Annotated in this window: 25 protein-coding genes; 21 read left to right on the top strand and 4 right to left on the bottom strand. The window is 39.5% G+C overall.

Going from position 1 to position 23,731, the window contains the following annotated elements:
* Positions 1-73 precede the first annotated feature (73 nt).
* A complete protein-coding gene (locus QNH48_RS18015; RefSeq protein ID WP_283951421.1) occupies positions 74-1,291 on the top strand; it encodes a sensor histidine kinase in 1,218 nt (405 codons plus the stop codon).
* Between the two features lie 120 nt (positions 1,292-1,411).
* Here QNH48_RS18015 and QNH48_RS18010 read toward each other — a convergent pair whose 3' ends face one another.
* Positions 1,412-2,308 carry a LysR family transcriptional regulator gene (locus QNH48_RS18010; RefSeq protein WP_283951420.1) on the bottom strand — a complete coding sequence of 299 codons (897 nt, stop codon included), beginning with the start codon at positions 2,306-2,308 and terminating at the stop codon, positions 1,412-1,414.
* Between the two features lie 188 nt (positions 2,309-2,496).
* Between QNH48_RS18010 and QNH48_RS18005 the strand changes: the two genes are divergently transcribed.
* Both QNH48_RS18005 and QNH48_RS18000 read left to right on the top strand, forming a co-directional pair.
* Positions 2,497-3,666, top strand: coding sequence for an MFS transporter (locus QNH48_RS18005; protein ID WP_283951419.1), 1,170 nt, complete (start codon positions 2,497-2,499; stop codon positions 3,664-3,666).
* A gap of 62 nt (positions 3,667-3,728) precedes the next feature.
* The gene (locus QNH48_RS18000; protein ID WP_283951418.1) at positions 3,729-4,436 is read left to right on the top strand and encodes an SDR family NAD(P)-dependent oxidoreductase; all 708 of its coding nucleotides are present in this window, start codon (positions 3,729-3,731) and stop codon (positions 4,434-4,436) included.
* Positions 4,437-4,601: 165 nt separating this feature from the next.
* Here the strand turns inward: QNH48_RS18000 and QNH48_RS17995 are convergent, their stop codons facing one another.
* On the bottom strand, positions 4,602-5,150 hold the full coding sequence (locus tag QNH48_RS17995) for a TetR/AcrR family transcriptional regulator (RefSeq protein WP_283955809.1): 549 nt from the start codon (positions 5,148-5,150) through the stop codon (positions 4,602-4,604).
* A 216-nt stretch (positions 5,151-5,366) separates the two neighbouring features.
* Here QNH48_RS17995 and QNH48_RS17990 point away from each other — a divergent pair, with 216 nt between their 5' ends.
* From QNH48_RS17990 to QNH48_RS17975, 4 genes are all read left to right on the top strand, one after another.
* Positions 5,367-5,852, top strand: a complete 486-nt coding sequence (locus tag QNH48_RS17990; RefSeq protein WP_283951417.1) for a carboxymuconolactone decarboxylase family protein — start codon at positions 5,367-5,369, stop codon at positions 5,850-5,852.
* A complete protein-coding gene (locus QNH48_RS17985; RefSeq protein WP_283951416.1) occupies positions 5,843-6,058 on the top strand; it encodes a carboxymuconolactone decarboxylase family protein in 216 nt (71 codons plus the stop codon). The genes QNH48_RS17990 and QNH48_RS17985 overlap by 10 nt, the downstream gene beginning before the upstream one ends.
* A gap of 76 nt (positions 6,059-6,134) precedes the next feature.
* Positions 6,135-6,998, top strand: a complete 864-nt coding sequence (locus tag QNH48_RS17980) for an aldo/keto reductase (protein ID WP_283951415.1) — start codon at positions 6,135-6,137, stop codon at positions 6,996-6,998.
* An 83-nt stretch (positions 6,999-7,081) separates the two neighbouring features.
* Positions 7,082-7,495, top strand: a complete 414-nt coding sequence (locus QNH48_RS17975; RefSeq protein ID WP_283951414.1) for a cupin domain-containing protein — start codon at positions 7,082-7,084, stop codon at positions 7,493-7,495.
* A 151-nt stretch (positions 7,496-7,646) separates the two neighbouring features.
* Here the strand turns inward: QNH48_RS17975 and QNH48_RS17970 are convergent, their stop codons facing one another.
* Positions 7,647-8,456, bottom strand: coding sequence for a helix-turn-helix domain-containing protein (locus QNH48_RS17970; protein WP_283951413.1), 810 nt, complete (start codon positions 8,454-8,456; stop codon positions 7,647-7,649).
* Between the two features lie 199 nt (positions 8,457-8,655).
* Between QNH48_RS17970 and QNH48_RS17965 the strand changes: the two genes are divergently transcribed.
* The 4 genes from QNH48_RS17965 (at position 8,656) to QNH48_RS17950 (ending at position 15,160) form a co-directional block, all read left to right on the top strand.
* Positions 8,656-9,465, top strand: coding sequence for a phytanoyl-CoA dioxygenase family protein (locus tag QNH48_RS17965; protein ID WP_283951412.1), 810 nt, complete (start codon positions 8,656-8,658; stop codon positions 9,463-9,465).
* 40 nt (positions 9,466-9,505) lie between these two features.
* A complete protein-coding gene (locus QNH48_RS17960) occupies positions 9,506-10,354 on the top strand; it encodes a sugar phosphate isomerase/epimerase family protein (RefSeq protein WP_283951411.1) in 849 nt (282 codons plus the stop codon).
* Positions 10,355-10,421: 67 nt separating this feature from the next.
* Positions 10,422-12,752, top strand: a complete 2,331-nt coding sequence (locus tag QNH48_RS17955; protein WP_283951410.1) for a beta-galactosidase — start codon at positions 10,422-10,424, stop codon at positions 12,750-12,752.
* A 32-nt stretch (positions 12,753-12,784) separates the two neighbouring features.
* The gene (locus QNH48_RS17950; protein ID WP_283951409.1) at positions 12,785-15,160 is read left to right on the top strand and encodes a glycoside hydrolase family 95 protein; all 2,376 of its coding nucleotides are present in this window, start codon (positions 12,785-12,787) and stop codon (positions 15,158-15,160) included.
* Positions 15,161-15,322: 162 nt separating this feature from the next.
* On the opposite strand, the gene QNH48_RS17945 is transcribed toward QNH48_RS17950, so the two are convergent.
* A complete protein-coding gene (locus QNH48_RS17945; protein ID WP_283951408.1) occupies positions 15,323-15,676 on the bottom strand; it encodes a hypothetical protein in 354 nt (117 codons plus the stop codon).
* 300 nt (positions 15,677-15,976) lie between these two features.
* Between QNH48_RS17945 and QNH48_RS17940 the strand changes: the two genes are divergently transcribed.
* The 10 genes from QNH48_RS17940 to QNH48_RS17895 all read left to right on the top strand — a co-directional run bounded on the left by QNH48_RS17940 (position 15,977) and on the right by QNH48_RS17895 (position 23,631).
* Positions 15,977-16,576, top strand: a complete 600-nt coding sequence (locus QNH48_RS17940) for a short chain dehydrogenase (protein WP_283951407.1) — start codon at positions 15,977-15,979, stop codon at positions 16,574-16,576.
* 339 nt (positions 16,577-16,915) lie between these two features.
* The gene (locus QNH48_RS17935; RefSeq protein WP_283951406.1) at positions 16,916-17,515 is read left to right on the top strand and encodes a TetR/AcrR family transcriptional regulator; all 600 of its coding nucleotides are present in this window, start codon (positions 16,916-16,918) and stop codon (positions 17,513-17,515) included.
* 17 nt (positions 17,516-17,532) lie between these two features.
* On the top strand, positions 17,533-17,901 hold the full coding sequence (locus QNH48_RS17930) for a DsrE family protein (protein ID WP_283951405.1): 369 nt from the start codon (positions 17,533-17,535) through the stop codon (positions 17,899-17,901).
* Positions 17,902-17,916: 15 nt separating this feature from the next.
* Positions 17,917-18,627, top strand: a complete 711-nt coding sequence (locus QNH48_RS17925; RefSeq protein WP_283951404.1) for an isochorismatase family protein — start codon at positions 17,917-17,919, stop codon at positions 18,625-18,627.
* Entirely contained in the window at positions 18,624-19,433 is an 810-nt protein-coding gene (locus QNH48_RS17920) for a DUF3891 family protein (RefSeq protein WP_283951403.1), read from the top strand. Before QNH48_RS17925 ends, QNH48_RS17920 begins: the two co-directional genes overlap by 4 nt.
* A gap of 130 nt (positions 19,434-19,563) precedes the next feature.
* A complete protein-coding gene (locus QNH48_RS17915) occupies positions 19,564-19,788 on the top strand; it encodes a hypothetical protein (protein ID WP_283951402.1) in 225 nt (74 codons plus the stop codon).
* Between the two features lie 53 nt (positions 19,789-19,841).
* Entirely contained in the window at positions 19,842-20,939 is a 1,098-nt protein-coding gene (locus QNH48_RS17910) for a zinc-dependent alcohol dehydrogenase (RefSeq protein ID WP_283951401.1), read from the top strand.
* 8 nt (positions 20,940-20,947) lie between these two features.
* Positions 20,948-22,114, top strand: a complete 1,167-nt coding sequence (locus QNH48_RS17905; protein WP_283951400.1) for an aromatic ring-hydroxylating oxygenase subunit alpha — start codon at positions 20,948-20,950, stop codon at positions 22,112-22,114.
* 22 nt (positions 22,115-22,136) lie between these two features.
* A complete protein-coding gene (locus tag QNH48_RS17900; protein WP_283951399.1) occupies positions 22,137-22,619 on the top strand; it encodes an aromatic-ring-hydroxylating dioxygenase subunit beta in 483 nt (160 codons plus the stop codon).
* Between the two features lie 16 nt (positions 22,620-22,635).
* Entirely contained in the window at positions 22,636-23,631 is a 996-nt protein-coding gene (locus QNH48_RS17895; RefSeq protein WP_283951398.1) for a CobW family GTP-binding protein, read from the top strand.
* Positions 23,632-23,731 lie beyond the last annotated feature (100 nt).

The raw sequence follows: 23,731 nt of genomic DNA, 5'->3' as shown, positions 1-23,731 counted from the left end.
CCATAAAGCAATATGATAGAATATAGGAAGTTTGATACAAATTAAGATTTGGCTCTTAGCAGAAGGGGTAAGTATGAAGAACAAAAATACTCAAATTAATTTAAAGTTATATTACGGCACAGTGTTAGTGGTAATTGCACTTATGCTACTTGGGCTGTTTGCCGGTAATCCACTTCTTCATCATCCTGGACTAGGCTATATTATGCATGGTGTTTTAGTTTTCTTTTTTTCTAGTTGCTTATTAATTTACCCTTTATATAAGTCACATTTTCTTAGGATCATTATCATCGTCATAGCATCTAGTTATTTTTATACCATCTTCTTTTTATATCCGAATACCTGGTCCAACTTTATATTTTTATGCTTTATTCCTGCCATTTCAATCTTGTTTTTTGATACAAAACTCTTTCATCTTTCCTTACTATTAAATACTTTGTCCATCATAAGTCTTTTTAGCTATATTGCCATCATTGACCGAGGAGATCTTTATCCTTATATAAGTAAAGATTTGATTGGAAATATTATTAACTTTTTGGGAAGCCAAGCCATTCTCTATTTTATTTTTTACTTATCGCATGGACGGTTGGAGAAACAGAAGCTCTACTATGAGCAAATTAAACATACAGAACGTCTGAAAATAACTGGACAGCTGGCTGCTGCTGTGGCACACGAGATTAGAAATCCATTAACAGTGGTTAAAGGCTTCTTACAGTTATATGAGAAAGATAATACATATCATGAAAATAGTGAGCGGCATTACTCGTTACTGATTAATGAATTAAACAGTGCAGAACAGGTAATTTCTCAATTTTTATCCATTGCTAAGCCCGACAAAGACACTGAAACGGGACTAGTAAATGTAAAGAATGTTCTTCAAAGTGTAACGGATCTACTCAACACTTACGGCCTCCTACATCATAATGAGATTGTACTAAGTGTGGTGGAGGATTGTTATATCGCTGCGAATACAATCGAATTTAAACAGCTATTAATTAACATTATTAAAAATGCGATTGAGGCATCGAAAGTTGGTGATTCTGTTGTGGTCACCGCTGAAAGGAATAAGAACTTGGTTGAAATTAAAGTAACGGATAGTGGACAAGGAATGTCAAAGGAAGAAATGGAATCTCTTGGTACACCATTTTACTCGTTAAAAAGTAAAGGAACTGGCCTAGGGATGATGATTTGCTTTAATATTGCTGAAAAGTATAAAGGAACCATTCACTTTGATAGCGTAAAAGGTGAAGGAACAACGGTTACCATTCAGTTTCCAGCAGCAAATATGGGGTAAGTAAAAAGGGCTGCAAATATGTAGCCCATTTTTTTATTAGAAAGATAATTGTTTCAAGATAAGCTAATAATCGTCAAATAAATATTAAAACAGCTACTACGATATGAAGAAGCCGTAGGGTCAAAGACTTGAAAATTTCACCTGAATTTCTTTTAAAAACAAATCAGCAGCAGCGGAAAAAACCTGGTGCTTTTTCCAAACAATATTTAAGCCAGATTCAAGTCTTGGCTCTAGCGGTCTGAAACAAAGGTTACTATCACTAGAGGTATTCACTATTTTATCAAGGGTTATTGCATAACCAATGCCCTCATCAACCATAATAGCAGCATTATAGGCAAGATTGTATGTAGTTACGACGTTTAATTTATCAAAATCTTCACCAAACCAATCCGCAAATTCATTTTTAGAGAATGTCTGTTTCATTGCCTGTCGTGAACAGATTAGCGGAACATTTAATAAATCCACAGCTTGGATGGTATCTTTGGAAGCAAGTGGACTGTCTTTCCTCATCACAACTCCCCAAACATCTTTGGCAGGGATATTGATATAATTGTATTTTGATAAATCTGCTGGCTGAATTAAAATACCAAAGTCGAGCAATCCCTTGTCAAGCCGTTCAGTCACATCATCTTCGTTTCCGCTGTAGAGGTGATACCGTATATTTGGAGAAGGTAACTGTAAATCTTTTACTACCCGAGCGATCTGTCTCATGGCATCTGTTTCCCCACCACCAATGTAAACATCACCACTAATTGTTTCCTCCATGGAACTAAATTCTGCCTCTAATTTATCGATCATATCAATGATTTCTTCTGCTCGTTTTCGCAGAAGCATTCCTTCTTCTGTAAGTACGATACTATGACTACTGCGAATGAATAGTTTTTTTCCTAACTGTTGTTCGAGGTCTTTTAATTGTCTTGATAAGGTTGGCTGGGTAAGATGCAAAAAATCAGCAGCACCTGTAATACTTCCTTCTCTTGCAACAGTAAGAAAATAGCGCAAAACCCTTAATTCCATCTATTACTCCTCCTTTATCATGTTTTAGTATATACAGTTCAGAAATGCCTATCAAGCATATCATGATATTTGATATAAGTAATTGTTATATACCAGGATTACACTAGAATAAATAACAAAGGATGATTTTAGGTAAAACACGTAAAAAAGCAAAAGTCGTTTAAAAGTTGAAGATAGGAGTTGTTTATTTGACTAAACGGAATAACTTGTTGATTTTTATATTAACAATTGGAGTATTTGGCATTTTAAATACTGAAATGGGTGTTATAGGGATTTTACCTGACATTGCCGAACATTTTCATGTCAGTGTATCAAAAGCAGGATGGCTGGTGAGTCTTTTTGCCTTGGTTGTTGCAGTATCTGGTCCAACGATGCCTTTATTATTTTCAGGAATCAATCGGAAGAGAGTCATGTTACTTGTACTAGGTGTTTTTGTTTTTGGTAACATCGTATCCATATTTACATCTAACTTTACCATTCTATTAATGGCTCGTATCATTCCAGCCTTTTTTCATCCAATTTATTGTTCGTTGGCTTTTTCCGTAGCGGCCGCCTCAGTAAGTAAAGAAGAAGCACCAAAAGCTGTTTCGAGAGTATTTATTGGGGTATCTGCTGGTATGGTAGTCGGTGTACCAGTGGCTAGTTTTATTGCTACCGCAGTTTCTTTACAAATGGCGATGGTATTCTTTGCTGTTGTGAATGCCGTAGCATTCATTGCTACGTTACTATTTGTACCCTCTATGCCGGTAGAGGAAAGACTTTCTTTTGGAACTCAAATATCAGTATTAAAAAAATCAATGACATGGCTTTCCATTGTAACAGTCATTTTATTAAATTCCGCAGTATTTGGAGTTTATAGTTATCTTGCTGATTATCTGAAAAACGTTACGAATCTATCTTCGAATTCTATTAGTTTAATACTATTCGTCTACGGTGGAGCCAATATTATAGGAAATATTGTGGCAGGGAAATTATTAACTAAAAATGCGAAGAAATCTGTCGTAACCTATCCTTTTGTATTAGGGACAGTTTATATCCTATTATTTTTCACAGGACATTTAACCGTACCTATGGCGATTATTGCGTTAATTTGGGGAGTATTGGCAGGTATTGGGGTCAATATCACTCAGTATTGGGTTATGTCTGCAGCTCCCGAGGCTCCTGATTTTGCTAATGGATTATTTCTAACATCCGCTAACTTAGGAACAACATTTGGGGCAGCTGTGGGCGGATTAATTATATCGGATATGGGTACACAATATGTTGTGTTAGTCGGAATTCTATCATTAATACTAGGGTTGGTAACTATTATTCTAAGAAATTATATGTATAGTCCCGCAAAACAACTCTCCACATAAGGTGTATCCCTAATCAGGAATTTAAGATGCTTTTAATCAAAGACGAGAAAGGGATGATTTACATGTCACAGGATAAACAAGTTGCACTTGTCACCGGCGGAAATCGAGGAATTGGGTTTGAGCTGGTCAAGCAATTGGCGTTAAAGGGTTATAAGGTCATTTTGGCAAGTCGGGACCCAGAGATGGGTCATGAAGCTGCGCAAAAACTTATCGATTCAAATCTTGATGTTTCTTTTGTGGAAATGGATGTAGATAATCAAGAAAGCATTAATCAAGCTGCCATTACAGTAAATATGCGTTTTGGAAGATTAGACGTATTGGTAAATAATGCAGGCGTGTATTTAGATAAGAATGAAAAGATATTGGCTATGGAGCTTGGCATTCTGGAGAAAACAATGGCTACTAATTTCTTCGGTGTTTACCATGTGATTCGTTCCTTTATTCCCCTCATGGAAATACAGGGCTATGGGAGAATTATTAATGTTTCCTCAGAATATGGGGCAATGAGCGAAATGTCTTATCCAGGAGTAGGCGCATATAAGTTGTCTAAATTTTCCCTAAATGGATTGACACGATTAGTAGCTGCGGAAATCAATGGTGATATCAAAATAAATGCTGTCGATCCGGGATGGGTAAGCTCAGATATGGGTGGACAATCTGCTCCAATAACTCCTAAGCAAGCTGCTGAGTCTATCCTGTTGTTAGCGACTATTGGACCTGAAGGACCAAATGGAAGATTCTTCAGAGATGGAGAACAAATCGATTGGTAATATTAAAAGTAACAGTAAATAGCCCATTATCCAAAGTGGAAGATGGGCTTTTTTATAAATTAGATTTTGGTTCATGAGTATAATAAACTCTCTATTGAAAGATGTTGCAAACGATTAGCTGGTTTACTTTAAGAACATCTCTTCATAATGTGAAACAACATGGTATTATTCTAGGTTCCTATCTAACAATGCCCCCGTTTGTTCAGCCATGACTCGTGCTGGCAAAGGCATTCCTTCCTTGAACCACCATTCTACTGCCCCAACGACTGCTGAGCCAAAAAATTGAAGAATAACATCTACATTTAATCCGTAGTTTTTTCCTGCTGCTATATCCATTTCAGTTTTAAACTCCTCTATCACTAAATCAAGAAAACGACTACGAAAATATGGTGCACCTTTACTCGCTAACATCGTTGAAAAAAATAAATAATTACGCTCAAAGTATTCGTACCATACATAATTTCCTTCTTGAAAAGTCATTTCAGATGCTGATTGGCATAGTCCTCGGAGATTTTCTATATGTTCTTCAATCATCTTATCCAAGAGGTCGTATTTATTCGTGTAATGAAGATAAATGGTCCCTCGATTAACATCTGCTCTGTCAGCAATATCCTGAATGGTAATGTCGTCAAAACTTTTTTCAGACATGAGTTCTGTTACAGCATTTTTAATCGCTATTTGGCTTTTGGCTATTCTTCTATCTACTTTAGACATTTTCATTCACCAATCTTCCTAAAAATAATCAACAATTTTAATGGATTTGTTCAGTAATCAACGAATTGCGTGAATTTAACCATTGAAAGTATGAAGGACTTTTTTATAATTATAAACAGTTGTTGATTACTCAATCAATGTTAATTTTAAAAACATCATGTTTAACTTACTTATGGAATAATAAAAGTAAATTTACTTCAAACAGGAGGCATATATATGGACCGTGTTGAAAAGAGCAAGGAAAAATACAATCAGCTCTTTGGAAATGGAGTACCAGCTGCATACGCTACCGATCCTGATTTTCAGGACATACTGAGCCGCTTCAATTTTGGAGAAGTTTTTTATCAAGGTAATTTGGATGACAAGCAACGTGAACTTATTACTCTGGTTGTGCTTGCCACTAACCAGACATTACCTCAGCTTAAGGCACATGTAAGTGCCGCCTTGAACGTCGGGCTCATACCTGTAGAAATCAAAGAGGCTGTTTACCAATGTGCTCCATATATTGGTTTTCCAAAAACATTAAACGCCATCAATGAGGTCAATGAGGTTTTCAGATCCAAGAATATTCCATTACCAATTGAAAGCCAAAAGACTGTGGACGAAGATAATCGTTTTGAAAAGGGACTTGCAACACAAGTAGAGATTATCTTTCTACTTTTTGTTTTGGCGACTTCTACACTCGTGAGGGAATGGATTTAAAAACGCGGGAGTTATTAACGCTTTGTATCATTAGTGCGTTGGGCGGTGCTGAAGGTCAAGTGAAGGCACATGTGCAGGGCAACGTAAATGTGGGCAATGACAAGGAAACATTGATTACGGCTATTACCCATTGCCTTCCGTATATAGGCTTTCCGAGAACGCTAAACGCATTAGCATCCGTTAATGAGATTATTCCAGAAAATTAAGAAAAGAGAATAGGGAAAACAAAGTATTTAAGACAAGGTAATACAAAAAATATAACAATGCTAAGGAGACAAAATCATGTTTAACGAAACTTACAAATTTTCAAATGGTGTAGAAATTCCAAAATTAGGACTTGGTACCTGGCTGCTAGACGATGGACAGGCAGCACAGGCAGTGCGGGATGCGGTATCTATCGGATATCGGCATATTGATACCGCTCAGGCTTATATGAATGAAGCTGGTGTAGGCGAAGGAATCCGTTCCTGCGGTGTCGCAAGAGAAGACCTTTTCATTACGACAAAGGTTGCTGCAGAAGCAAAGACCTATGATACAGTTACCCAGTCCATTAACGAGTCTTTATCAAAGATTGGACTGGATTACATTGATCTTCTGATTATCCACAGCCCACAGCCTTGGAAGGAGTTCCGTGAAGAGAACCGTTACTTCGAGGAAAACAAAGAAGTATGGAAAGCAATGGAGGATGCTTATATGACAGGTAAGGTAAAGGCAATCGGTCTTTCTAACTTCCTTCAGGATGATGTAGAGAATATTCTTACAAGCTGTGAAATCAAGCCTATGGTAAATCAGATATTGGCACATGTGAGCAATACTCCCTTGGAACTAATTGAATACTGCCAAAAGAATAGCATCCTGGTAGAGGCATATTCACCAATTGCACACGGTGCGGTTCTCGATCATGCAGAGGTTAAGGTAATAGCTGATAAGTATGGAGTATCTGTTGCTCAGCTTTGCCTTCGTTATGATATCCAACTTGGTCTTGTAGTTATTCCTAAGACGGCAAATCCAGAACACATGAGAAACAATGCAGAGCTTGATTTTGTTATCAGCGATGAAGATATAGAAGTTTTAAAGAATGTAGAGCACATCCAAAATTATGATGAGCATAGCTTCTTCCCGGTATTTGGCGGGAAATTAAAGTAAACAGGTAATGAATAGGGACTTTTTATAGCAATTGATCAGCCAGGGGATACAAATATTAATGATATTTATTGGAGGAATATTAAATGGCAAAACATGAAGATGTAAAAAATGGCGTTATTTTCCCAGTAGGAGAGAAAAATGAAGCATATGCACAATATTTCGTAGGACAAAGTTACCTTAAATCATTAGTTGCTGATCCTAAAGTGAGTGTTGGTGTTGGGAATGTGACTTTTGAACCGGGATGCCGAAATAACTGGCATATCCATCGTGATGGATTTCAAATTTTATTAGTAACCGGTGGAGAAGGTTGGTTCCAAGAAGAAGGAAAAACTGCTCAATTCTTAAAAGCCGGTAATGTTATTGTCACCCATGATGGCGTAAAACACTGGCATGGCGCTACAAAAGACAGCTGGTTTGAACACATTGCAATCACTGCAGGTAAGCCGGAATGGTTGGAACCTGTGGCAGATGAAGTATATGAAAATGCAACAAAATAAATTGTAGAAAATGAGGCAAAGAAATAGATTAGTTGATACACTTAATAAATAATAATAATTAAAACAAAGTCTCTGGCTACCAAGTCAGAGACTTTGTTTTTTAATTCTGGGTTTATCTTGTGTGCTGTAAACTAAACTAATTAGGGCACTTCTACTCCTTGGCTCGGACGCTTTGGCTGAACTCGCTTGGAGTCAGCCCAATATATTTGCGAAACTGCCGGGTAAAGTGGTTGTAATTTTGATAGCCTACGTCATGGGAAGCTTCCGTTGCATTCCGATTTGTATGTGCAAGAAGCAATGCAGCCTGCTTAATTCTCATGCGGTTAAGCGCCTCCACAATCGATTCCCCTGTGTTTTCCTTAAATAAATGGGATAGTCTCGACGGGGAGAGACCCACACTACGGGCCAGCTCCTCGACTCGAACAGTCTCCTGCATCCGCTGGGCAAGCAAATAAAGCGTTTCTTCAATCCGCGGGTCAATCCTGCTGGTTTGCTGCTTTGCGAGCAGCATTAGGACCTCCTCCAGCGAGCCCAAGCACAGCTCGTGCCAATAAGCACCTTGTTCCCGGGAGTCAGACAGAATTCGGAGAAAAGCGTTGTGGATGCGATCCCTCACAGCTTGCTGCTCAATCTGACGGATGGTCAGCGCATCGAGTGGAAGCAGACTCGTGTCCATGAATCCGCCGGTAAAATGCGCCCAAACAAAATGCCAGCTTTCTCCTTTAGGTGTGCCGTAACGATGGGGTGTTCCCGGCTTCAACAGTGTTACGTCACCGGCCATTACGCGCTGCTCACAGCCATCTGCCTCGAAATAACCTTTACCGCCTAGCGTGTAAGTGATAAGCCAGTCACTCATTCCGTCCGGACGTACAATAGAATAGGTGTCGCTTTCGTGGTAATGTCCAGCGATCACCATTCGGTAGGCAAATCCGTTATTGTTGGATGGGCTGTCAAATTTCATGGTACTCATCCTTTTCTTACTAGTATTTTATTAAAGCTAGTTTAGCTTAACTGACGGTAGCATACAAGTTTACTTTTGAAGAAATAGCAGAATCGTATGTGTTTTTAGCAAGATCCATCCTTCTTCTAACCTTTATTCCATCCGTATAATAAAGGTGTGATAAAAATCACTTACAGTAGAATTAGGGGAGGGTAAAGACATGGTGTATAACCATCGAATATTAACGCATGAACAAAAGCGACAGTTTGAAACGGAAGGTTATTTAGTCGTCAAAGGATTGTTTACGGAGGAGCAACTGGCGGAGATTGACAAAACCTTTGAGGACATCAGCAATCAGGTGATTCCGGGGTATTTTGAACCTGATTTGCAAAAGGAAACAACCGACCCGCTAAAGCGTTATCCAAGAGTTATGCATCCACACCGTTTTAATGAAAAAGCTAAACGGTATATGCTCCATCAACCGGTAATGGATGTGCTTGCAGATTTATATGAGGAAGAACCGTTGGCAGCCCAAAGCATGTTCTATTACAAGCCACCGGGCGCACGGGGACAGGCGCTTCATCAGGATAACTTTTACTTAAAGGTCGAGCCGGGCAACTGCATCGCTGCTTGGACGGCCATCGATTCTTCAGATGAGGAAAACGGCGGGCTGTTAGTTGTACCAAAGACGAGTGATTATGATATCGTATGTCCTGAATTATCCGATTCCAAGGAATCTTTCACAACACATTATGTGAAGCCTCCGAAGGATCAAAAGGCCATTCCGGCTGTTATGGAGAGGGGCGATGTGCTCTTTTTCAATGGGAATCTAATTCACGGCTCCTACCGCAATAAAACAAAAGATCGATTCCGCCGCTCGTTCATTTGCCACTACGCTAACAGCTCGGCCACGCACATTGCCACACATTATCGTCCTCTGTTCCGTGTTGACGGTACAACGGTGGAACTAGAGAGCAATCCGGATGGAGGTCCGTGCGGAGTTGAGTATGATTCACCGTATATCCACTAAGCGTGAGCCACGGCTCGAGGTGCTAATTTCTTGGTGGGGGATGAGCGGACTGGGAGTTCAAAACGGCACTCGCAACGAATGGAGCCTGGAGGAAAAGTTCAGGTCCATCGCCGAGGCGGGCTACGACGGCATTAACGGGATGCTGCCAGAGGGCAAGGAGGCTGAACAATGGCACCGGTTACTGGATCAATACAACCTATCATACAGCGTAAACGCATATCCGAAAACGGTGGAGGAGCTGGATGATTTTCTTTGCAAGGCAAAATCGTTCGGAAGGGTCGATTTCGTCAACGTACAAGTGATGAGGCCGTTTCTGGTCGGAGATCAAGCGGTGAAACTGCTTGCGGACATGGCAGAGCTGTCGAGGTCTGCAGGCATCCCGGCGTATATCGAAACGCACCGGGGCACGATCACGCAGGATCTGCTGCGCACGGTTGAGTATGCTCATCACTTGCCTGGGATTGAATTGACAATCGACTTCTCACATTATGTGGTTGCCGGGGAAATGCGTACGGTCTCGGACGAGGCAGAAGAGTTGCTCCAGACGCTGCTCTCTCGGACGAAAAGCATACACGCTCGCGTATCGAACGGGGAGCAGGTTCAAATCCATATACCCATGTTAGCTAGCATGGATGGGGAGGGTGCAACTGAAATCGAGCTCGAACACTCGATGTTGAAGCACTTTCAACGTTGGTGGCTTGCAGGTATGCGCAGCTGGCGCCAAGGTGCAAAGGAAGACGAGGTGATGCCGTTTATCTGCGAGCTGGGGCCGCCACCTTATGCGATTACAGTGCGCGACACGGACGGCGTGGAGTGCGAGGTGAGCGACCGGTGGACGCAAGCACTGCTGTTTGCAAGGATCGCCAGGTCCTTATGGGAACAGGTTTAATTTAAGAGCAGGTTTATATTTCGGTTTTAATATCTGTTCGCCAATTGGAAGGAGAAAATCTTTTTTCATGAGAGCATATAGTATTGACGTCAAAAATACACAAAAAGAGATATACCCACTTGAAACAAAGCTAGGTGGAACAAATATTGACAGTGAAAATTATAGCTTTACGAACTATTATATGGAGAAAAATGGTCGACCGTTTTTCGGTATAAGCGGTGAGTTCCATTACAGTCGATATAACTGTGAAAAATGGGAAGATGAAATTATCAAAATCAAAATGGGAGGGATAAATATAATCCCAACCTATATTTTTTGGAACCATCATGAAGAGGAGCAAGGAATATTTGATTGGGAAGCTAATAAAAACCTCAGAAGATTCGTCGGGCTTTGCGGAAAGCATAATATGGGAGTTATTTTAAGAATCGGTCCATTTGCCCATGGTGAGGCAAGAAATGGCGGAATTCCAGATTGGCTTTTCGGAAGACCCTTTGAGCTTCGTTCAAATAATCAAGAGTATTTGACATATGTGAAAAGGTTTTATCAAGAAATTGGAAAGCAGATTCAAGGATACCTCTTTAAAGAAGGTGGCCCTATCATTGGAACACAGATTGAGAATGAGTATGAACATGCAGGTGCACCGTGGGAAATAACCAATGGAACAGGTAATGAGTGGCTACCCGCAGGCAGAGATGGAGACGCACATTTAATTAAACTGAAGGAGTTAGCCATCCAAGCTGGAATCGAAACTCCAATCTATACCAGTACTGGCTGGGGAGGCGCAGCAGCACCTGTTGAAGAGGTACTCCCATTATGGGGAGGCTACGCGTTTTGGCCATGGATTTTCTACGGTGATGTAAAGGAGCATCCTGCTACACCTGAATTTATTTTTAGAGACTACCATAACGACGAACAGAAAAACTATGGGTTTGATCCTGCTTATCGTCCTGAGAGTCTACCATTTGCATGCTGTGAAATGGGGGGAGGGATGACCGTTTTCTATAAATATAGATTCAAGTTACCATATGAAAGTGTTGACGCGATGGCAGAAATGAAGGTAGCCGGTGGATGTAACTTTGTAGGCTACTATGTTTTCCATGGCGGTTCAAATCCGAAGGGGAAAAAGACACCTTTTTTGAATGAGAATGCTACACCTAAAATATCCTACGACTACCAAGCTCCAATTGGAGAGTTTGGACAAATAAGAGAGTCATATAAGAGATTAAAGCGTCAACACTACTTTTATGAAACAGTGGAGGAAACTTTTTGCAAAACCAAAACAGTCCTTCCTTATGATACGAAAGATATGGACCCATATGATATTGAAACAGTAAGGTTTGCTGTAAGAGCAAATCAAGATTCCGGTTTTGTTTTTATTAATAATTATCAAGATCATGTTGAAACAAAGGATCAAAAAGACTTTGCAATTACACTTAACCTTGAGAATAAAGAAATACGGTTTCCTAAAACCGGTTGTATGTCATTAGCGAAGGATGAGTGCTGTATCCTTCCATTTAACTTAGATTTGCAAGGACTAAATCTTAAATATTCAACGACTCAATTCCTAACAAGCATAGAGCATGATGGTGAAACTTACTTTTTCTTCTTCACACCAAAAGGAATGAATGGTGAGTATTATTTTGAAAGTGATAATATTCAAGAGATAACCGTAGATAATGGAAACATCATTTCTGATAAAAATACTTTGATACGTGTCAGTGATGAAGTGCTGAGTCTAGTTGATATCACTTTGAATTCGGGTAGGAGACTTCATGTTTGTACGTTGACACATCAACAAAGCTTGAATTTTTGGAAATTTCGCTATAAAGGGAAAGAACAGGTTTTCATTACGAATGCAACCTTACTTGTAGACGAAGAAAAGATAAGATTAGAAAGCGAAGGGATAGAGACTGTTGAAATAAAATCATTCCCAGGTTTTAATGAACCGATTAAAATAGCCGGAGAGGAAATTTCATGTCGGAACCATGGCCTATTCAAGGAATATAAGAAAACGCTCATTGAAACTCATATAGGCTTAGAGGTTAAAATGGTCAACCAAAATAAAGCGATGATTCATTTTCAGCCCGAGGCTTTTGAAGATGTAAAAGAACTTCTTCTTCAAATTGAATATGTCGGCGATATTGGGTATGCGTTTATCGATGGCGAGCTAATTCATGATAATTTTTGTAACAAAAATACATGGGAAATCGGACTGCACCAGCATGAACAAGACCTGTTAGCAAAAGGAATGTATATCTATATTTCCCCATTAAAAGAGGGGAGCTTTGTCCAGAGTGATTCACCAATGGCAGCAAGAGCTGAGGTGATAAATAAACAAATTGCAGAGATTAAATCAATTAAGGTTACAGCTATTCGTGAACTTGAAATTGAAATGTAACGGTTTAACGGAGGAAACTGGGGGGATCAAATATGAAGTTACACTATAATCGACCTGCTAAAACGTGGAACGGAGCCCTTCCAATCGGTAATGGACGTCTTGGTGCTATGATTTTTGGCGGATTAGAAAAAGAACATTTGCAATTAAATGAGGATACCTTATGGTCTGGAACCCCAAAAGACTTTAATAATCCAAAGGCAAAGGAAATGCTTCCTGAGGTCCGCAAACTGATATTTGATGGAAAATATACTGAAGCAGATCAATTATGCAGGGAGATGATGGGACCATACACACAATCCTATCTGCCACTAGGGGATTTGTACCTTCAATTTTATCATGGAGAACCAGTTCGTTCATTTGAGAGAAGCCTGGATTTAAAAACAGGCACTAGTCATGTGGAATATATGATTGGTGATGTGCGCTATACACGTGAAATGTTTGCCTCCTTTCCGGATCAAGTGATTGCCATTCGGCTTAAGACTAGTAAACAAGGATTCTTAAATTTTTCAGCAAGTCTTGGGAGTTCATTAAAGTTTAAAGCTGCCCCCGATTACGATCAGTTAGTCCTTAGCGGCATCTGTCCGGAGCATGTTGATCCTTCTTATTACAGGACAGATGACCCTATTAAATACGGGGACCCAGATACTACTGAAGCTATGAGATTTGAAGGACGTTTAGGTGTAAAGGCGGAAGATGGTACTTTTCATTTTGATAGTAATGGTCTTCACATTACTGCAGCAACAACAGTAACACTGTACTTCAGTGCAGCGACGAGTTTTAATGGCTATGATAAATCTCCAGGGAAAGAGGGTAAGGATCTTTCTGTAGCTGCAAAGGCATTTCTAGAGAAAGCGATGTCGAAATCTTTTGAAGAAGTAAGACAATCCCATATTGAAGACTATAAGTCATTGTTTGATCGTGTGGAACTGGACTTGGGGCCAGCAGTTGCTCAGGAAAATCTGCCAACCGATGAATGGATTTTGAAATATGGTGCAAATGATCCGATGCTGGTGGAATTACTTTTTCATTATGGACGTTATTTAATGATTGCAAGCTCAAGACCAGGTTCACAGCCTGCGAACCTTCAAGGAATTTGGAATCGTGAAATCAGGCCTCCATGGAGCAGCAATTATACAATAAACATTAATGCTCAAATGAATTATTGGCCTGTTGAAACCTGTAATCTTTCCGAATGTCATGAGCCTCTTTTAGGCTACATAGAAGAATTAGCCCAAAACGGAAAGGAAACTGCTTCTGTGAATTATGGGTGCCGAGGATGGACAGCGCATCATAATGCAGATATATGGGGTCAATCCGCCCCGGTTGGCGATTATGGTCACGGTGATCCCGTTTGGACTTTCTGGCCATTAGGTGGAGTTTGGTTATCTCAGCATTTGTGGGAACATTTTAACTTCGGGAAAAATCAATCGTATCTTCGGGAAACTGCCTATCCCATAATGAAAGAAGCTGCTCTCTTCTGTTTGGATTGGCTGATAGATGATGGTAAAGGAAATTTGGTTACTGCTCCATCTACTTCGCCCGAGCACAAATTTATGACGACAGAAGGAAAACTGGCTGCAGTTAGCATGGCGACGACAATGGACATGTCCTTGATTTGGGATTTGTTTACGAATTGTATGGAGGCAGCTGAAGTATTCCAAATAGATGGAGATTTCTGTAGGCAATTATCCGCAGCACGTGAGAAATTATACCCGATGCAAATCGGCCGATATGGACAGCTTCAAGAATGGATAAAGGATTGGGAAGATGAAGATCAAAATCACCGGCATGTTTCACATCTTTTTGGAATTTATCCTGGGCGCCAGCTTAACGATTCTGAAGGAAGTGAACTGTTCGATGCTGCTCGAAGATCGCTGGAAAGAAGGGGAGATGATGGTACAGGGTGGAGTCTTGCTTGGAAAATTTGTTTGTGGGCCAGATTTAAAGATGGTGATAGAGCTCATAAATTGATTTCTAATCTTCTACAGCTCGTGAAAGAGGAGGATGGAAACAATCAAAAGGGCGGCGTTTATTCAAATCTATTTGATGCGCATCCTCCATTTCAAATTGATGGGAATTTTGGTTTTACTGCAGGACTAGCCGAAATGCTGGTACAGTCACATACCAATGAAATCCATTTACTTCCAGCACTTCCTTCTGTCTGGCCAAATGGATATGTTAAAGGGTTACGAGCACGCGGAGGATTTGAAGTAAATGTTAAGTGGGAAAAAAATGAATTGGAGAGTGCTGAAATCTACTCCCATTTAGGTGGTCCATGTCACTTCGTCATAGAACCAACCGTTGAAGTGACGGTAGATGGACGGAACCTATCTGTTAAAAAAATGTCTAATAACAGGATATCATTCGATACACTAGCAGGAAAAAAATATACTATAGAAAGAATATAAAGAAAACTTATATTCTATTCGATTACAATAAAAATAAGTTGCTTCAATAACCAAAGAGCGCTTTTTTTCTCACCCAAGCCGAGCCTGAATTTTGCATTTGTACAAACTTCAAAACCTGTTGTGCATAAGCTATTAAGGACTTATTTAAAAGGCAGGTGAATTTTATGCATTTTGGTCAATCCTGGCCGCAATGGCACCAGCAGCATCCTCACGGTACATGGCAACAGTGGCAACAACAACAACACCATCAGCAACAACATCATCATCAGCAACAGTTTCCGCACGGCTCTTGGCAGCAGTGGCACCAGCAACATCCTCATGGTACTTGGCAACAGTGGCAGCAACAGCATCATCCACATCACCATCCACATCTGCCATTCGTCCCTTGGCATCAATGGCATCAGCAGCATCCTCACGGTACCTGGCAGCAGTGGCATCACATGTATCAAAGGAAATAATGAAATTATTGTATAGGGGTGAAAAACCACCACCTAAATATTTGAAGATTATCATCATACAATTTCAGGGCGATGCTTCAATAACGAGGCATTGCTTTTTCTTATTAAAGTTAGGTGCTTCTTCTTTAAAGCCAATCCTCTAATTACCTTGTTAGACTTAAAGTGGAGCAAGAAACCTATCCTTATGTTCGATTCCAAGGGAATGAAAGTAGGTTTTGGATAAATTTCCACTTTATCCATTTTATTGTTGATTATATCGGATAGGAAGATATAGTATATAATTATCATCATGATAGGAAGGAAATACCAAATAGAAAACGTAAACTAGATTGTCACCTAATTTGAGGAGGTTTTCAAAATGAAAATTCTTTTAATAGGAGCCAATGGGACAATTGGCCGTGCGGTGCGTAAAGAATTAGAAACGAGACATGAAGTGGTGACGGCTGGGCGGAATGGAGCAGAGTTAATAGTCGATATTACATCGCCAGATAGCATCAAAGAGATGTACGTAAAAATAGGGAAGGTGGATGCAGTTATTTGTGCAGCAGGTGCCACATACTTTGGCCCACTGACAGAACTTACGCCTGAAAAGAATGAACAATCGATTCTAAGCAAGTTAAAAGGCCAAGTAAACTTAGTTCTTCTTGGTCATGAACATGTAAACAATAGTGGTAGTTTTACTTTAACAACCGGTATTATTATGGAGGACCCAATTGTGGGAGGTGTTTCTGCGGCAATGGTGGGGGGAGCAATAAAAGCCTTTGTGGAATCAGCGGCATTTGAGTTACCGAGGGGAATCCGGATTAATAATATTAGTCCATCGGTCTTAACTGAATCAATTGAAAAATATGGTCCTTATTTTCCTGGATTTGAGCCTGTTTCTGCATACCGAGTGGCTAAAGCCTATCAAAAAAGTGTAGAAGGTGGTCAAACAGGGAAGACATATCGTGTTTACTAGGTGAGGAAATTCATTTAAAAGTAGATATAAAGATTAGTATGGATGTCTTTTCTAGTTTGGGACTTATAAAACAAAGCGGTCTTTCCAATTCACTTTGAGATCAATTGGTTACGACTTTAATTTAAAGTAATCATTGAGTTGTTGGAACGCTATGAACAATAGTAAACAATTGAATGTGCCTGTACCCAATTGTGCCGGTACTTTTTTTCATTAATTATTTATTTAATTTTTTAAATAATTCAGAAAAATGTATTGACACATTTTTGTCACTATTATAACATTCATAATAAGAGAAAGTTAGTGAGTACTAACAAACATAGTTAGGTAGGTAGAAGGAATATGACGACGGATGAAAAAATCTTGAAAGTCGCGATCGATATGATTGCGAGTAAAGGATTTAAGGGAGCAACCACAAAACAAATAGCTGAAAAAGCTGCTGTGAGTGAAATGACTCTTTTCAGACATTTTCCGAACAAAAAGAAAATATTAGAAGCAGCTATTGACCGTTACTATTATAGTTTTCAGATGAAGGAGCTTTTTGAACATAAGTTGATTTGGAATCTAGAAAAAGATTTATTGATGATTGCCGAGACTTATCACACCATCATGAAAAAGAATAAAAATGTCATAAAGATTGCCATCCAAGAAGGCCATAATGTGCCCGGTCTGCTTGAACAGGTAAATAAGCATCCAAGACAATTAAAGGAATTGATTGGCAAATATTTAGAAGAGATGAATAATAGAGGACTTATTATCGCCTGTGATTATGAACTGACAGCTATGAATTTTCTATATATGAGTTATGGTCTTTTTATATCCCGATCTTTCGTTTCAGGAGAGACCATTACATCCCTTTCAGAAGAGACAGTAATAAAAGGAAGTGTCCAGGTATTTATCGACCACTTAACTCCTAGTGAAGTAAATGAAAGAACACGTTAATAAAGGAGGAAAAAAACATGCATTTATTAGTTCATTTAACACACGGTCCAGAGGCACCAACCCAAGCAGACAGGGCTTTTCTAATTGCTAAAACAGCTCTTCGGGATGGTCATCAGGCCTCTATGTTTCTTGCAGGAAGTGCAGTCCTATTACTAAAGGAAGAAAATCTTGACACTGTATTTGGTGTAGGAGTAACGGCAACAGAGTTACGAAACTCTGTTAATGAAATTCTTGAACGAGGGGGACGAATTGTTTTATCACAAGTTTCCTGCGGGGCAAGAGGTATTACGGAAGAGGAGCTACAAGGAAGAAAAGTAGAATTAGGGTCTCCTAGTGTTTTAGTCGAAATGACCGCTGCTTGTGATAAGGTGATAACTTACGGGTAAGAGAGGTGAAGGCAAATGGCTAGAGTCTGGGAAAAATACTTAGATGAACGTGATTTAAAAATTTACTCTGGCGCTGGTTTAGGAACGATGTATGGCTTGGGGAAAAAACCAGCACTCTTGATTATTGATGTACAATATGGATTTACTGGGGATGGCCCAGAGGATATTGAAGAGGCAATTAAAACATATCCAACGAGTTGTGGAATAGCGAGTTGGGAAGCTATTCCACATATTAGAAGAGTACTAGAAACATTCCGTGAAAAAGGACTTCCCGTGATCTATACCATTATCGAAGGTTCCAAGTGCAGTGATAATGACCGTGTAGCCATTAAGGGTCAGATCTTTGATCACCCGCTGCTCCTAGAAGGAGAAAAGGGTACTAAAGTAGTTGAAGAATTAGCACCGGTTAATGGTGAAGTTATCCTCTCCAAGAAAAAGCCTAGTGCGTTTTTTGGTACTCCATTAGTTTCTCTTTTAACAGCAAAGGGAGTAGATAGTGTAATCGTGACAGGATGCACAACAAGCGGCTGTATTAGAGCAACTGTAGTTGACGCTTTTTCAAATAATTATAAAGTTGTGGTTCCAGAAGAATGCGTATTTGATCGTGGCGTTACGACACATGCGATTAACTTGTTTGATATACAACAAAAGTACGGTGATGTCATACCTGTTCAACAGGTTATATCCCTTTTGGAAACGCTTAAACTGGAGGGGGAAGGTAAATGATAATCTCAAAGCAGGACGGAAAATTAGTGTTGGTTAGGCAGGACGAACATGCCATCCAAATGGGAACTGTATCTAGGTTATGGGGAAACGAACAGTTTCAAAAGTTAGTAAACCATGAATCGGTGAGTCTTGGAATTGAAAAACATGATGCTGGATGGAAGCAGCCTGATGATGAAGTATTATTTAACGAATCTACAAAACGCCCAACAAACTTCTTAGAGGTTAATTTACCAGAACATGTTCGATTCTACGAAATCGGCTATCGTAAAACTTTAAAGCAGGATCCCTATGCAGGGATGATGCTAGGAATGCACTGGATCGGTCTTTATACAAGTAGATTTGGATATGATCCAACCTTTACTTATAAGGTTTCAGATGATTTGAGAGGCTTTATGAATGAAACTATTAACAGTATCCAAAAGGAATGGGTTGATATTAAGCAGCAGTATTGGGCAGCACAACATAAACGCAGTGAATTTGAAGATAACATTTGGATGCAATATGAGTATTTTCAAGTTATGGATCGCTTAGGGTTATTCATGGGGTTAAATAATCCTAAAGAAAAGAATGAAGTTACATTAGGTCCAGTGAGAATGACAAGAGAAAGCGAACCGGTTCACTTAACAGTAAAATCCAAAGGAAATGGCGAAATCTTGATTCATCCATTCCCATTTGCTGATGAATTTGATACTTCCGTACCTGGAAGAAGAATAGAAGACCGTGACTATGAAAGTCGTCAAGACGTAAAGGAATTCATAGAAGGTACTGAAAAAGAAGATATCCAATGGAGAATTGTTGCTAGCTAATCTAACACACTTTGTTTTTTATTATCAGAATTTTGTTAATATATCGATAACTAGTAAATATAAATGTGCAAAAGTGTAACGTTATGTTAGTGGGTACTAACTAACCTCAAACGAATGCAGGTGAATGAAATTGAGCAAAGGCTTTGTCCTAAAAAATGAATTTGCACATGTTTCAGTAAAACTAAACAGGTCTGCGAATGGGGACCGGTTATTAATAAAGGATATCCGGACCGGAAAAACTTCTTATTTCGATCCCCTTGAATTAGAAAGTTTATTATGGAGTACGCACAAGGATCTTACGGCTCTATTAGATCCATCACAAACAAGATGGATTGATGAAGCAGACGACGTATAGCCCTTTCAGTAGAATGGGTAGAACAGAGCGGATTTTAAGTAGGAGGTAATCATTTGAATAAAGTAAAAGCAGCTGTACTGACAGAAAAAGAAACGATAGAAATAAAGGAATTTCCAATCCCTGAAACCGGTGAAAATGACGCCCTTCTACATGTGGAAGCGTGCGGGGTATGTGGATTTGACAGTGAAGCATATTTAAATGGCGGAAATGGGGTATTTCAACTCCCTTGTGTGATTGGCCATGAAATAGTTGGCAGGGTAACAAATTTAGGTCAAAAGGCTGCAGAACGCTGGGGGTTACAAGAAGGTGACCGAGTGGTGGTGGAAGAGTATATCCCCTGTGGTGCCTGTAATAATTGCCTAACCGGAAACTATCAACAATGTTTTGATTTACGGTATGGAGCAATGAGGATAGACCATGAAAAAACCGCTTTATGGGGAGGATTTGCAGAATATATGTATCTGCACCCTAATTCTATTATTCATAAAGCAAGCGCTGATGTTTCACCGGAGCTTTTGCAACTATATATTCCGATATCTAATGGTATTCACTGGGTTCAAGAAGTTGGTAATACGAAAGTCGGTGATACCGTCCTGATTCAAGGACCTGGACCAATGGGCTTAGGTGCAGTAATCGGGGCTAAAGAAGCAGGAGCGGGTAAAATCATTGTTACGGGTATGTCTAAAGACGAACATCGTCTAAAATTAGCAAAGGAATATGGTGCGACACACACGTTTTTTGCAGATACTCAAGATCTTGTTAAAGAAGTTCATGCAGTAACTGATGGTAAAATGGCAGATACCATTATTAACGCAGCAACTGCCCCTCAACAGCTGGTAACTGCATTAGACCTTGCAGGACTCAGAGCAACAATCGTTCACTCAGGTACGGATGAAAAATTATCTCAAAATCTTATGTCAAGCAAAATCACTTGGAAGCTTCTGACCGTAAAAGGAGTACTTGGCAGGCCAAAGAAAGCTGTCGGAGTTGCATTACGGGTAATCGAATCAAGAAAATACCCTCTTGAAAAGATGGTTACGCACAGTTTTTCTATCGAGGAAGCCGCCAAAGCAGTAAGGATGCATGCATACGGTGAGGATGGATGCATACATGTTGCAGTTGTCAACGAATCTCTAAAGGAAGATAGGTGAAATTGACGATGGAAACATTGAACATTGCGGATCTAGTTAAAACCGGTGCAGTCCACGGAGATGTCTATAAAGATGAAGCCATATTTGAAAAAGAAATGAAGAAAATCTATGAAAATACATGGGTATATGTAGCACATGAAAGTGAGATTGCTAATGCAGGGGACTATAAGACTACGGTTTTAGGAACGAATCCGGTGATTGTTACACGCGACTCTGACACAGAAGAAATACACGTTGTCTTAAACCGCTGCAGGCACAGAGCTGCTACCGTTTGTCAACAGGAGCTAGGAAATGCAAACTATTTCCGTTGTGCCTACCATGGCTGGACATATTCCAATAATGGTGATCTGACAGGAATGCCATTTCAAGACGGATATGATGAAAAATTTGACCGCTGTAAAATGGGTTTAATCAAAGTTCCAAAGGTTGGAGTATACCAGGGATTTATCTTTGCTAGTTTATCTGAAGATGTTCCTAGTCTGGAAGACTATTTGGGGCATGCCCGTAAATATATCGATTATGTCGTTAGTACCGGACCAGAGGGTATTGCACTAAATGCAGGTGTTCATAAATACAGCTTTGACGGCAATTGGAAGCTTCAGGTAGAAAACACGATTGACCCGTATCATTTAAGTGTCACCCATAGAAGTTTCTTTAATCTTGTCGCAAATAAAACGGGAAAAAGAATTAATTTCTCAAAAATGCACAAGAACGAAAAAATACGCGACTTGGGCAATGGACACTCCTTATATGAATTAGATGGAGACCTTGGCATTGGTGCATTACCATTTAATTTGATTATTTTCCCTAACCTGGGCTTTGTTGGTTCTCAAGTTCGTGTAACGAGACCTATATCCGTTAACAAGACGCATGTCAGCCTGTATCCAATCATGCTCAAAGGGGTTTCTGTAGAAGAGAATGCCAGCAGGTTAAGAAAACATGAAGGTTTCTATGGCCCAGCTGGTTTTGGTACGGTAGATGACCTCGAGGTTGGATTTGATCGAGTCATGGAGGGGCTTAATGCAAGAGTGAATGGAGCAGAATGGCTTGAAATCAGCCGCGGAATGAATCGCGAAGAAATAGATGAAAACGGGATTATTACTGCCACTTCAAGTGATGAGGTATCGGCAAGAGCGTTATACAAAGAATGGCGACGACTAATGGTGAAAGAATAATAGGTTAATAGGAGGCATGAAAATGAATGGAGTTCTTATAGACCGAAAGGAAGTAGAAGCTTTTCTTATAGATGAAGCCTCTTATTTGGATGATGGGAAATTTAATGAATGGCTGGATTTATTTACAGAGGACGCCTGTTATTGGATTCCGTCAAATAAGGATCACTATGATCCGAATACACACGTATCAATCATATACGACGACAAAGAGCGATTGGGAGAACGGGTTTGGCGATTACAAAGTGGTTTAGCATACGGTCAAGAGCCGCAATCAAGAACGAGGCACTTAATCTCAAATATTAGAGTTCTAGATCAAGTTGATCAAGCGATTACCGTAAGCTCTAATTTTATTATTGTGGAATTAAGGAGGAGTATCCAAACCATTTATTCTGGCCGATTTGAACATAAGCTGAGAATCAACGAGAACTCGTGGAAAATTGCCTCTAAAAAGGTGGAGCTCATTAATAATAACGAATTTATCGGAAACTTGAGCTTCTTGTTATAGAATCGGTAGAAAAGCTATGAGCAGAGTGCCGGTGATTATTTTAAGTGGATTTTTAGGAAGTGGAAAAACAACTCTATTATTAAATTTGCTTGAGGAATCAAAGCAAAAGGACATGAAGTTTGGGATTCTCATGAATGAATTCGGAAAGATGGACGTTGACAGCCACATTATTAATGGGAGAAGTTCTGTACCTATTCAGTCTTTAAATGACGGATGTGTCTGTTGCAGTAAAAAAAGTGAACTGATAAATAGCTTTGAACAACTATTAAAGACAAACCCAACCATCATTTTTGTTGAATTAACAGGCATTGCTAATCCAGAGGAAGTCATGGATGAAATGTTGAAAAAAGAATTAATCTCTCGTATTTACATGAAAAGTCTGGTTTCGCTTGTAGATGCTGAAACTATCTCTGGGATAACGTCTCTCGATATGAGGACCACCTATGCAAGACAGCTCCGTTCTGCAGATTCCATTATCGTAAATAAGGTAGATCTGGTAGAGAATCTTGATAAATCAAAAATTGTTACCTTAATCGAAGAGGTAAATGATTCAGCTGAGCTTCTATTCACGATTAGAGGTCAGGTCGGTCTGGATCAACTGCTTACTATTAATAGAACCGGAAAAAAACAGAATGTAGAATCCTTACCAGCTTCAGAGGATATGGGGTATCAGGCAGACCAACCTTCTTACGAATATTTATCTACCATTTCCATTCCTGTTCCAATTAAAGTAACTAAAAGCATCATAGAGGAGTATTTCTTGTGTCTTAAGCCAAATTTAATTAGGGCAAAAGGGTTTGTTTATTTAGAAGAAGACAATAGCATTTATTTAGTTCAATTAATTGGGAATAGACTGAGTTGGGAAGTCTTTATGGAATATGGAAGCCACCCTTTTATCACTTTAATCGGAGTGGATTTAAATTCAAATCTAGCATTTGAAAAGTTCTCTCATCTTGTAAAAATGCCAATTGAAAAACTATTGACAATAAACGGAAAAGGTATACAACAATAATACTGATAACTATCTGTTTACAGTTTATGTCATAATATGTCGTTATTTTTATTATTCAGAAAATACAGAATTATATATAATCAAGTTAGGAGAACTAGTT

The sequence above is a fragment of the Neobacillus sp. YX16 genome, from assembly GCF_030123505.1.
Classification (GTDB): Bacteria; Bacillota; Bacilli; order Bacillales; family Cytobacillaceae; genus Neobacillus.
The sequence above is the reverse complement of the archived record's forward strand: the minus strand, read 5'-3'. Positions and strand labels throughout refer to the sequence as shown.

Excerpts from the sequence above, each read along its gene's own strand:
- QNH48_RS18015 (WP_283951421.1), top strand. The coding sequence starts at position 74 with ATGAAGAACAAAAATACTCAAATTAATTTAAAGTTATATTACGGCACA.
- QNH48_RS18010 (WP_283951420.1), bottom strand. The coding sequence starts at position 2,308 with ATGGAATTAAGGGTTTTGCGCTATTTTCTTACTGTTGCAAGAGAAGGA.
- QNH48_RS18000 (WP_283951418.1), top strand. The coding sequence starts at position 3,729 with ATGTCACAGGATAAACAAGTTGCACTTGTCACCGGCGGAAATCGAGGA.
- QNH48_RS17995 (WP_283955809.1), bottom strand. The coding sequence starts at position 5,150 with ATGTCTAAAGTAGATAGAAGAATAGCCAAAAGCCAAATAGCGATTAAA.
- QNH48_RS17990 (WP_283951417.1), top strand. The coding sequence starts at position 5,367 with ATGGACCGTGTTGAAAAGAGCAAGGAAAAATACAATCAGCTCTTTGGA.
- QNH48_RS17985 (WP_283951416.1), top strand. The coding sequence starts at position 5,843 with ATGGATTTAAAAACGCGGGAGTTATTAACGCTTTGTATCATTAGTGCG.
- QNH48_RS17980 (WP_283951415.1), top strand. The coding sequence starts at position 6,135 with ATGTTTAACGAAACTTACAAATTTTCAAATGGTGTAGAAATTCCAAAA.
- QNH48_RS17975 (WP_283951414.1), top strand. The coding sequence starts at position 7,082 with ATGGCAAAACATGAAGATGTAAAAAATGGCGTTATTTTCCCAGTAGGA.
- QNH48_RS17970 (WP_283951413.1), bottom strand. The coding sequence starts at position 8,456 with ATGAAATTTGACAGCCCATCCAACAATAACGGATTTGCCTACCGAATG.
- QNH48_RS17965 (WP_283951412.1), top strand. The coding sequence starts at position 8,656 with ATGGTGTATAACCATCGAATATTAACGCATGAACAAAAGCGACAGTTT.
- QNH48_RS17960 (WP_283951411.1), top strand. The coding sequence starts at position 9,506 with ATGAGCGGACTGGGAGTTCAAAACGGCACTCGCAACGAATGGAGCCTG.
- QNH48_RS17955 (WP_283951410.1), top strand. The coding sequence starts at position 10,422 with ATGAGAGCATATAGTATTGACGTCAAAAATACACAAAAAGAGATATAC.
- QNH48_RS17950 (WP_283951409.1), top strand. The coding sequence starts at position 12,785 with ATGAAGTTACACTATAATCGACCTGCTAAAACGTGGAACGGAGCCCTT.
- QNH48_RS17945 (WP_283951408.1), bottom strand. The coding sequence starts at position 15,676 with ATGATGATAATCTTCAAATATTTAGGTGGTGGTTTTTCACCCCTATAC.
- QNH48_RS17940 (WP_283951407.1), top strand. The coding sequence starts at position 15,977 with ATGAAAATTCTTTTAATAGGAGCCAATGGGACAATTGGCCGTGCGGTG.
- QNH48_RS17935 (WP_283951406.1), top strand. The coding sequence starts at position 16,916 with ATGACGACGGATGAAAAAATCTTGAAAGTCGCGATCGATATGATTGCG.
- QNH48_RS17930 (WP_283951405.1), top strand. The coding sequence starts at position 17,533 with ATGCATTTATTAGTTCATTTAACACACGGTCCAGAGGCACCAACCCAA.
- QNH48_RS17925 (WP_283951404.1), top strand. The coding sequence starts at position 17,917 with ATGGCTAGAGTCTGGGAAAAATACTTAGATGAACGTGATTTAAAAATT.
- QNH48_RS17920 (WP_283951403.1), top strand. The coding sequence starts at position 18,624 with ATGATAATCTCAAAGCAGGACGGAAAATTAGTGTTGGTTAGGCAGGAC.
- QNH48_RS17905 (WP_283951400.1), top strand. The coding sequence starts at position 20,948 with ATGGAAACATTGAACATTGCGGATCTAGTTAAAACCGGTGCAGTCCAC.
- QNH48_RS17900 (WP_283951399.1), top strand. The coding sequence starts at position 22,137 with ATGAATGGAGTTCTTATAGACCGAAAGGAAGTAGAAGCTTTTCTTATA.
- QNH48_RS17895 (WP_283951398.1), top strand. The coding sequence starts at position 22,636 with ATGAGCAGAGTGCCGGTGATTATTTTAAGTGGATTTTTAGGAAGTGGA.